10 protein-coding genes are annotated in these 9,908 nt (G+C 42.2%); 5 read left to right on the top strand and 5 right to left on the bottom strand.

Annotation, left to right across the window (positions count from 1 at the left end):
- Both HWQ41_RS29510 and HWQ41_RS29505 read left to right on the top strand, forming a co-directional pair.
- A partial coding sequence (locus HWQ41_RS29510) for a hypothetical protein (protein ID WP_292770934.1) occupies positions 1–723 on the top strand: 723 nt, incomplete at its 5' end.
- A gap of 480 nt (positions 724–1,203) precedes the next feature.
- A complete protein-coding gene (locus HWQ41_RS29505; RefSeq protein WP_292770932.1) occupies positions 1,204–2,664 on the top strand; it encodes an inorganic phosphate transporter in 1,461 nt (486 codons plus the stop codon).
- 92 nt (positions 2,665–2,756) lie between these two features.
- On the opposite strand, the gene HWQ41_RS29500 is transcribed toward HWQ41_RS29505, so the two are convergent.
- Complete coding sequence (locus HWQ41_RS29500; RefSeq protein WP_292770930.1) at positions 2,757–3,839, bottom strand: class I fructose-bisphosphate aldolase; 1,083 nt, start codon at positions 3,837–3,839, stop codon at positions 2,757–2,759.
- 363 nt (positions 3,840–4,202) lie between these two features.
- On the opposite strand from HWQ41_RS29500, the gene HWQ41_RS29495 reads away from it, so the two are divergent.
- Positions 4,203–4,517 carry a hypothetical protein gene (locus HWQ41_RS29495; protein ID WP_292770928.1) on the top strand — a complete coding sequence of 105 codons (315 nt, stop codon included), beginning with the start codon at positions 4,203–4,205 and terminating at the stop codon, positions 4,515–4,517.
- A 32-nt stretch (positions 4,518–4,549) separates the two neighbouring features.
- On the opposite strand, the gene HWQ41_RS29490 is transcribed toward HWQ41_RS29495, so the two are convergent.
- The 4 genes from HWQ41_RS29490 to HWQ41_RS29475 form a co-directional block, all read right to left on the bottom strand.
- Complete coding sequence (locus HWQ41_RS29490; RefSeq protein ID WP_292770926.1) at positions 4,550–6,991, bottom strand: AAA family ATPase; 2,442 nt, start codon at positions 6,989–6,991, stop codon at positions 4,550–4,552.
- A 114-nt stretch (positions 6,992–7,105) separates the two neighbouring features.
- Positions 7,106–7,498, bottom strand: a complete 393-nt coding sequence (locus HWQ41_RS29485) for a type II toxin-antitoxin system VapC family toxin (protein WP_292770924.1) — start codon at positions 7,496–7,498, stop codon at positions 7,106–7,108.
- Positions 7,495–7,716, bottom strand: a complete 222-nt coding sequence (locus tag HWQ41_RS29480; RefSeq protein ID WP_118161806.1) for a hypothetical protein — start codon at positions 7,714–7,716, stop codon at positions 7,495–7,497. The genes HWQ41_RS29485 and HWQ41_RS29480 overlap by 4 nt, the downstream gene beginning before the upstream one ends.
- 2 nt (positions 7,717–7,718) lie before the next feature.
- Positions 7,719–8,828 carry an ATP-binding protein gene (locus tag HWQ41_RS29475; protein ID WP_292770921.1) on the bottom strand — a complete coding sequence of 370 codons (1,110 nt, stop codon included), beginning with the start codon at positions 8,826–8,828 and terminating at the stop codon, positions 7,719–7,721.
- A 215-nt stretch (positions 8,829–9,043) separates the two neighbouring features.
- Here HWQ41_RS29475 and HWQ41_RS29470 point away from each other — a divergent pair, with 215 nt between their 5' ends.
- Positions 9,044–9,280: a hypothetical protein gene (locus HWQ41_RS29470; protein ID WP_292770920.1), complete on the top strand. Its 237-nt coding sequence runs from the start codon at positions 9,044–9,046 to the stop codon at positions 9,278–9,280.
- Positions 9,281–9,326: 46 nt separating this feature from the next.
- Entirely contained in the window at positions 9,327–9,476 is a 150-nt protein-coding gene (locus HWQ41_RS29465) for a hypothetical protein (protein ID WP_292770918.1), read from the top strand.
- The last annotated feature ends 432 nt before the right edge of the window (positions 9,477–9,908 follow it).

The raw sequence follows: 9,908 nt of genomic DNA, 5'->3' as shown, positions 1-9,908 counted from the left end.
ACTCTTAACAATGTATTGTATATAACTTTAGTTTTAAAGCAACTAACTGTTTATATGCAGATTAAGAAACTTTTCATCGCATCTGCTCTGTTAATTACTAATCTTTTTATACCGAATGCTGCTATTGCTCAAAATCGCGGTACTCCGGGTAAATTTGACTTTTATGTACTGACACTCTCTTGGTCGCCGGATTATTGTGCGACAAATGGCACCCGTGATCAGCAGCAGTGCGGTTCTGGAAGGAAACTTGGTTTTGTACTACATGGTTTGTGGCCGCAGTACCAAACTGGTTATCCAGCTAATTGTTCCACGCAAAAATTACCCTCGGAAGTAAAGCAGCAGTTTGCCAATTTGTATCCTAGTAATAAACTTTACGATCATGAATGGGAAAAACATGGTACTTGTTCGGGGAAAACTCCTGCGGAATACTTGGGATTGAGTAAAAAGTTAAAAGATGCGATCGCTATTCCCGCAGCTTATAATAGTCCTGATAAACCCTTGCGTACCACAATTACAAATTTTAAAAATTCATTTGTGAGTGCTAATAATCAAGTTACTGCTGATGGTATAGCACCTTTTTGTTCTGGTTCGGGAAGATTTTTGCAAGAAGTCTTCTTTTGTTATTCCAAAAACGGTGAACCTGGTATTTGTAGCGCGGAGATTTTGAAGCGATCGCAAAAAAGTTGTGGTCAGCCAGATTTCTTACTGAGAAATGTTAGATAACAGTGATCAAGTCCTACTGGGTAATTGCGATCGCCCAGGTTAAATAAGGGACTGACAACAAATAAATTATCCAATCTTGTAGGGTGGGCATCTTCCCCGCCTCTGGCTAAGGGCGGGCGAGACGCCCACCCCACAATAAGTAGTTGAGTATTTTTTTATTTGGAAGTCCCTTAGATTTTTTCAGAAATCAAATCGGATTCCTATATGATTTAAGTTACTTAATTTATTCTTTACCGTTACTTATTTATTTCTTAACTTATCTATCCTAATCTTCAAGTGTAATTAGAACCCATTCTTATTTCGAGATAGTAGATGTAATCAGAGAATCTGTTCAGGGAAAGGTTGTATTTATAACCATAATTTTTTGAGTAGTTTACTGAATTGCAATAATCCCAGGTTTTTTTCCTAGTTTTAATAGTTTTTTTGTCACACAACTTGTTTTTGTCAGACTGCATTCTTGTCTTTTACTGGGAGTGCTAAATGGAATATTTATTTCTGGCTTTGGCGCTGGGTCTAGCACTCAGCTTTGAATTTGTCAATGGTTTTCATGATACTGCAAATGCAGTTGCTACAGTCATTTACACTCATACCCTGAAGCCAAACATCGCCGTCGTTTGGTCAGGCTGTTGGAACCTAATTGGTGTACTGACATCAACTGGAGCCGTTGCTTTTGGCATTGTTGCCCTGCTTCCTGTTGAGTTGGTACTGAATGTTGGCTCAGGTGCAGGCTTTGCAATGGTGTTTGCACTTTTGATTTCGGCGATCATGTGGAACTTGGGAACTTGGTACTTGGGCTTACCTGCATCCAGTTCACATACGCTGATTGGCTCGATCATGGGTGTTGGTTTAGCAAATTCAATGTTGTCTAAGGGTCATGTCTTTGGCGAGGGCGTGAATTGGGCAAAGACGCAGGAAGTTTTCACATCTCTATTGGTTTCGCCAATTGTTGGATTCACCTGCGCTGCACTGCTGTTACTCCTAGCGAAGAGACTGATCAGACGGCCAGAGTTGTACCGTGCGCCAGAAGGGAATAAAGCACCACCGCCTTGGATACGTGCTTTGTTAATCTTGACATGTACTGGTGTGAGCTTTGCCCACGGTTCAAATGATGGTCAAAAAGGTATGGGTCTGATCATGCTCATCTTAGTGGGCATTCTACCAGGTATGTTTGCACTGAATATAGATACCAATGCCGGAGCGATCGCTCAGTTGGCCGCTACGTCCAACTCTGTGATTCCGGTGCTGCAACAACAAGGAAGAGGAACATTCTTAAACAGCCAAAACATCACAGATGAGCTTTCCAAGTTCCTCAAACCAACTGGCGAAGCCAACGAGAAAACATTCGCAGCCCTTGCTACCAAAAGTCGTACAATTGGAGACAAGCTTGCTGGTAAAACTAGTTTCAAGCAGCTTTCAAGCGATGAGCTTGGCTCATTACGAACCGATATGTATCTAGTCGCTGGAACAATTGGCAAGCTAGACAACCAGAAAAAATTAACCGATGCCAAACAAGAAGAGGTGCTTATCAGCTATAAGAAGCAATTGGATAAAGTAACCAAATTCATTCCTAATTGGGTGAAATTTGCCGTTGCCATTGCACTGGGTCTTGGCACAATGATTGGTTGGAAGCGCATCGTGGTAACAGTGGGTGAAAAGATTGGCAAAGACCACCTTACCTACGCTCAAGGCGCTTCCGCCGAGTTAGTAGCTATGACAACTATTGGTGCTGCGGATTACTTCGGTCTGCCAGTCAGCACCACTCACGTGCTGTCATCTGGTGTAGCGGGTACAATGGCGGCGAACCATTCTGGTTTACAAATGGACACCTTGAGAAATCTGCTGCTAGCCTGGGTGCTGACACTGCCAGTTTGCGTACTGCTTGGTTCTGCTACATACGCCGGGGGCTTGTACATAGTCTTTAATATTCTGGGTTTGAAGTAAGACAACGGGCATGGGGCATGGGGCATTGGGCATTGGGCATTGGTTTGATTAATTCTTCTCCCTCACTCCCCCCACTCCCCACTCCCCACTCCCTAAGCGATCGTCACATCTGGCGACAAGTAAACATCTTGAATAGTGTGAAATAGCTTCACACCTTCCTCAAAGGGACGCTGGAAGGTCTTCCGCCCAGAAATTAATCCCGAACCACCAGCACGTTTGTTAATTACAGCCGTGCGAACTGCTTCGGCGAAGTCGTTTTTACCAGTCGCCCCACCAGAATTAATCAGCCCCACACGCCCAGAGTAGCAATTCAGCACCTGGTAACGAGTTAAATCAATTGGGTGATCAGTTGTCAATTCTGTGTAAACGCGCTCATCGCTTTTGCCGTAACTCTTACCTGTGGCTTTGGCGACTGCACCGTAACCATTGTTATTTTCGGGTAACTTTTGTTTGATGATATCGGCTTCAATCGTTACACCCAAATGATTCGCCTGTCCGGTGAGGTCAGCCGCAAGGTGGTAATCTTTATCTTGTTTAAAAGCGTTGTTCCGCAGATAGCACCAGAGAATTGTGACCATCCCCAGTTCATGGGCGCGTTTAAAAGCTTGGCTGATTTCGTGAATTTGTCTGGTAGACTGTTCTGAACCAAAGTAAATTGTCGCACCTACCGCCGCCGCCCCTAAATTCCAAGCTTGTTCCACATCAGCAAACAATACCTGGTCAAATTGATTGGGGAAAGTCAGCAATTCGTTGTGATTGATTTTGGCAATAAAGGGTATTTTGTGGGCATATTTGCGCGATATGATACCTAATGTTCCCAAAGTGGTAGCAACAGCATTGCAACCTGCGGTGATCGCTAGCTTGATAATATTTTCTGGGTCAAAGTAAATCGGATTGGGCGCAAAAGACGCACCTGCTGAGTGTTCAATCCCTTGGTCTACTGGTAAGATAGACAGATATCCTGTGTTTGCCAGACGACCAGTAGAGTAAAGTAGCTGGAGATTACGCAATACTTGGGGATTGCGATCGCTGTTAAGCCAGATTCGATCTACAAAGTCTGGCCCAGGCAAATGTATTAAATCACGAGAAACTTTTGCTTTGTGGGTAAGCAGGTCTTCTGCCTCTTTACCTAGCAATGACTCAATAGAATTAGCCTCTTTGAGCGTTGTAGTCATAGTATTATCCTCAAAATTTGAGCAAATGACCTTGCTTTTAAGATAGCATTTCTAATATTGCTAACTTGGTTGTACGGTCATTAATTATGTGTATTCTTTCTGAATATATAGCAATCTTCTTTTATAAATGAAAATCAAAAGGCTGAGATTTCCCACTTGTTTTAAGAAGTCGGGAATCTTGTTGTGAATGATTAAGTAGGGCTATACTACTGGAAGTATTCAATCAACTTTCGGAATTGATATTTTCAAGTTCAGTTACCAACATCAAACAGTACAATCATACTATATTAAGCTTATAGCTGAATATTGAAAACCATCTTCCCCGATTGGGGTGATAATTTTGAACAGAATAAATACAATTGTATGAGTAAGTTTCAAATCGATATCGACTTCAGCAATATAGATTTAGTTTCTCTTGAGACAGAAGAAGATTTTCAACGAGAGGCAAAAATGTTACTCCCAAAGGCACTGGTCAAACTAGGTGAAAGTGTGGGTGAAAAAACTTGGGAAGAATTACAGCAAAAGCTGCAAGGAACTGGAGGTAAACTCAAATCTTCTCCCAGCGAGAAACGTAGGTTTATTCAAGAAACCGGAAGAACTTATCAACGAAATGCTAGTAACAGAGAAAAACAAGAACTAGAAGAATATATAGTAGAGCAATTACGCCAGCGTAAGTAGTATTTGTCATAAGTTAACTTACCGGACATGATTCAAATAAACCAGCGGCGAATCAACTCCACCTGGAAGCCATAGCCGTCGTCAACTTCCTCAATTAACTCACGTTGCAACAGCAAGTTGAAAGTAATATCAGCATCGGGGAACTGTTGCAATAGAGTTTGGCGGCTAACTATACCCTCTTCCCCTTGAGCGGCGATAAAACGTAGAATAGCTTGTCCAGTCGCATCAACTTGATTGTTTTGAATGTCAGCAAAGAAAAAGCCGCCACTTTGCAAAGCTTCTGGTATCGCGGCTTCTACATCCGCTAAAGTTGCCAATCGCCGGATAGAGGGGTCTTGCTCGTTTTTGAGAACGATAATTTCTGCACAGAGTAGTTGTACTAAGAATGGGTGACAGCGCGTGAGTTGCAGTACTCGCTCAACGGCGTCAGATTCATAGCGGAGAGTAAAATCTTTGACAGGACGTTCAATTAATTGTCGTGCTTCCGCTTCTTTGAGGTAGGAGATATGCACTACTTGGACATTAATGAGATAACTAGCCCAGCGCTGATATTCTTCGATAGTATGAGAGCCAGCCAGTAACACCTTGAAGCGGGGACGATGTTGGATGAGGTGACGCAGCATTCCCAAAACATCTTGTTCATCAAAGCGACCTTTGGCTATGGCGTTGTCTAGTACCTCGAATTCATCTAGCGCTAGTAAGGCGGTATTTTCTTCTAGAGCCTGTTCTACTTTATCTAGCCATTCATCGAAATAAGTGAAGGGGTCAGATTTTAACACTTCGCGGGTTAGGGACGGTAGAGTTAAACCTTGCTTTTTCGCTGACTTCTCCATATCTCTAGCCAGGTTGTAGAGAAAACCTGCATGGTCACTAGCTGATGAAGGTGCGCCTTGCAAGTCCACAAATATGGGAATGATGTTATTAGGTAGTAACTTTCCAATGTTGTTGAGGAGGGAAGTTTTACCCATACGTCGCTGACCGTATAGTAGCAGAGGTGGGCGACGGCGATCGCGCAGTAGTTGCTCAATGCGTAAGCCGATGTCATCACGCCCCGTAAAAATTTCTTGTTCTCGTGTCAGGGGTACGCCGATGATGTAAGGCGAGTCAATTTCTTGGCGGAGTTCAGTAATTTTAGCCAGTTCATCTGCATAGTTAGTTGCTATCTCACGCCAACTTTTGATAATGGGGTAGAAACGAACTGTGTATTTGTCGCTGCTACGAGCGAAGTTCTCCAACTGTAAATTTAATTTATCTGCAAAAGCTCTCAGAGCTAAACGCTGATTATAAGCACTTGCTTGATTGAGAGCAGCATCAACATCCTCGCTGATACGGCTAAAGATTTTTAGTATGAAGCTAGAGCTAAGTTCATTCTCTAGTTCATCAATTATTAAAATGCGATGAGCTTCACGGATAGCTTCAACATCAGCACAGTCTTGTAAACTGCGTGCATCCAGTTCAATTTGTACAGCTTGCGCTGCCCAGCGCTGGGGGCTGCTATTAAGGTAATCCATAGCTGCTCGTCCCTCAACTTGCTTGTGCTTCATAACTTCAAGCAAATGCTTGTCCAACCCTATTAGAGGTATCCTCTGCCATTCATCCCAAAAAGCGGAGTGATAGCGTAATAAAGATAAAGTTCGTTTGTTGGCTATGGTTGGTTTATCAAGGTAGTACAATAAAGCATTCCATACTGTCAAAAAAGGGTAAAGCAGGATAGGTAAGTATAAGTTGATGGTCAATCCCAGAATAATAGTTGGAAATGCGTTTCTAAACTGTGGATTGATAAAAAATAACCGCACGATAATCAGAAAAAGAATCAGAGCCGAGAACACAATAATTAACAAAGGTAAGGATTTTAATCTCCTTACGTTGGTAGGCATCGTTGTACTCACCTCTTGATTCTCTTTCTTCTTGTCCAACTCCACAAAATATGAAGAATATGCAGATGTGACACCTAAGCCAAGACCGAAAGGCAAGCTTAAAGCCAAAACTGATGCAATGTCAAAATTAAGACTAAAACCTACGCCAAACGCTACACTAAAACCTACGTCAAAAGATATTCCAAATATCAAACCCTGTGTGAACGCTATGCCAAAGGATTGACCTATACCCATCCCTGCACCGAAAACAGATCCAAATGCAGTTACAAAAAGCAAGCCTAAGAATGCGCTCAATGGAAAATTTCCTAATGGCGTACCTAGTACTGCTAGAACAAGACTAACTATGAAGTAGTTGAGAAAAGGTAATATTAAAAAAGTTTGTAAGAATAATTTATATAAAGCAGAGTTTTTCCAACGTAAGCGATTTATATTCAAGAAGTTTATTTCTAACGAATGGTCAATACGCTTTAGATGATTATGAAAAGCTTGAGGACGGAAAACAAACCAAAATAGCAGTTGTAGGCTACCGAGTATTAAGTTGGGGTGCTGCTGGGGTGCATTGGTGTAGGCGTTGGGGGGTAGTTGTGGTGAGGTCAACGTTTTTGCACTCCTATTTAAAACTCGGCTTTGCTGAATCAGGATATTAAAGAGCTTCACGCAAAGACGCAAAGAACAATTCATAGGTTAATTCAGCAAGGCAAACTTTATCTTTCACTTTTTGAGAGTTTGCACCCCAGGATATGCCAGAATTTTGGCGTCAACAGTTAGTAACGGACAGCTGTAAATTCTGGCAGTGGCTACAATAACTTGATCAAATGGATCTCTGTGAAAACCTGTGAGTTGGGTTGATTCAACGATAATTGGAATTGTCAGTTCGAGTAGCTGCACTCCTGGATAAGCTAAAGCTCCTGTTAACCACTCGTCAACCGGATACGGTAGAGTTAGCTTGCCAATCTCTACCAATTTGGCAACTTCCCAACAAGACATTATGCTGACTCCTAACCCTTGGGGTTCATATTGTTGCAGCCAGTTCTGATGTTGTTTAGTCAGTTTTGCATCACCTTGAACCCACCAAACCCATATATGAGTATCCAGTATGATCATTGCAAAACTTCCCAATCTTCCAGAGGCACAGCAGGTTCAAAAGGATCATCATAACGGTACGGCTGTTTGCCACGCAAAGGATACAAATCCGCTTCTTGGGGATGAGTGTGACTTTCTAGAATGATAATTTCAACGGCTTCGCCTGCTTGAAACGGTAAATCTTCAAGAATCAAGGTTCCGTTTTTAGTTAACTTTGTTTCAATTCGGTGTGCTTTCATAGTTACTCTGCTAGTTTTGAATCTAATAAATCAGCAAACGGTTTCATTTGTCGTAAACCTTCCTCACGCCAATTATCATCATTCTCCTCTTCTTCTAAGTTAAATAATCTTTCTCTACATAGAATTTGTAACAACAGTGGCCAGCAGCAACTTTGTGTCAAAATCCACTCTATATCTCCGTCAGTGAAGGGAATAGGCGAACTTGCAATCAATTCTCGCGCTTCTGTCTCAGTCAATACTCCCAGATATGCGATGTAGCCGAAAATATTGAAAAAGGGTGAACTGTGTCCTGTGTTTCGCGCCATTTCAATCGGTGATTCGGGGGTAGCCAAGATAAATGCTAGATTCCCTCCTGTGTGGTTAGTCGCTAAGGAACGCAAACTTTCCCAAAAGCCATCATCTAATTCTGGACAGCGTTGCAAGCCAACACTAATCTCATCTAATAAGATGACTGTGGGAAAATGCAAATTATCGCTGACTACATCCATAAAATGATCTAAATCGCAAGGTGTCGGCACTTGCATCTTCAGTGATTCTAGGATGTACTTTAATAAACCTTCTCGGCTTTGCATTCGTGCGTCTTGCAAGTCTACAAAAATCCAACAGTAATTTTCTGGATGCGGTAGCCAGTCAAATTTTTGCTCAGGACGCAGTTGTTGTGCTGGGGTAGTGGTGATATTTTTTAAGTAGTGCAGCAGGGATGTTTTACCACTGCGCTTTTTGCCAATAATGGCGGCGTTTTGCAGGGGATGGCGTTTGAGTAAGTTGAAGAGGCGTTTTAATTCTTTTTCGCGTCCAAAAAAGTAACGGGGTTGGGTGATGGGTGCGCCAGTGATGAAGGGTGATGCTTCCCCGTTAGTTGGCTGAGGTTTAGGCGTTTGAATTTCTGGTTTTTTGTATGCAATGTCTTGCCAGTCTAACCCCAGTTTTTTGCAAAGTTCTACAAAATTCAGATAGTCAACAGGTTTACCAGTGAGAAAGCTTTTGACTGTGGAGAGAGAAATTACTATATCAGTAGCCAAGGACTGCTGGCTAGGATAGCCGTTACGCCCAAGTGCTGACTTTACTTTTTCAATATACTCTGGGGCTACTCGGAGCGATCGCGCCATCATTCCTCATCGAGAAATTGCTGTGAGTATATCAGATTTTTATACTAGCTAAACAGCAAAGCTGTTTAGCTATAACGTGCTGCACCCTAGAAATTATACTCATCCTGAAGTTAACTGAGTAATCAACTAAAACTCGTCTAATCAGTGGCTACTTCTCAACTCAGTTCTCATACCGCACCAAATTTTAATGATGAATATAAGAGATTAGGGCTTTGAAAATGAAACGAGTACTGGGAGTTTTGCAAATTACTTTATCACTTTGCGGGGTGATGATGTTTGGTACAGTAACTTACGCCGCTATTAATATGGTGAATGGTCAATACCGAGTTGAAATAGCGCTCAATACTAAGGGACTCATTATTAAGTCAGATATTGACAAAAGGCAATGCAAAGCAGTAGAAGACATTGCCCAAAAGCAAGAAAGTACAAATTTAGACCGGAAGACAATTAATTAGGAGTAAAAATCAGTAATGAGTTAGAAGTTATTAATCCTAACTGATTGTGAATGAAGTTCTGAGCTTTGTCGATGAACCTCTGAGCTTCGTCGATAAACCTTTGAGCTTCGTGGTTTTTTTTACGAACCGCCTTCGCAAAGCGTCTCGAAGAGAAGAACGCAAAGGACGCAAAGAAAGAGAAGAAATATATCTATAAATCAAGTGAAGTAAAGCGGTGCGTTAGTCCTTGGTGTAACGCACCCTACCAAAACACTAAAGGAGTACAAATTAATAAGGAGTTAGGAATAAATAACTCCGTGCGATTCGTTGATTAGTGAATCACGGTAATCAGTCCGTAAATAACTAATCCAGCCCGACAGCAGATTACTGTCATTAAAGGCTGAACTCTCGGTCAGATGCAGGTGCAAGTCCTGCCATTCAGACTCAGAATTGACTCCCTATCTGCCCACACCGAACAAGCTCGGTTCTTGTAGAGTGAAGCTCTTAACTGGGCGCAATCAGACGACCGTTGCGGGTTGACACTGGTGCTAACGGGGAGTTCCTACGATGAAACAAAGCCTAAAAAAGCGACTTATCTATGGGAAAGGGCGCAAATAAAAAACTCCCCTTATTCCGACTGGAGTTTATT

Origin of the sequence: Nostoc sp. NOS(2021), from assembly GCF_017115025.1 — a bacterium.
GTDB lineage: Bacteria > Cyanobacteriota > Cyanobacteriia > Cyanobacteriales > Nostocaceae > Nostoc.
The sequence above is the reverse complement of the archived record's forward strand: the minus strand, read 5'-3'. Positions and strand labels throughout refer to the sequence as shown.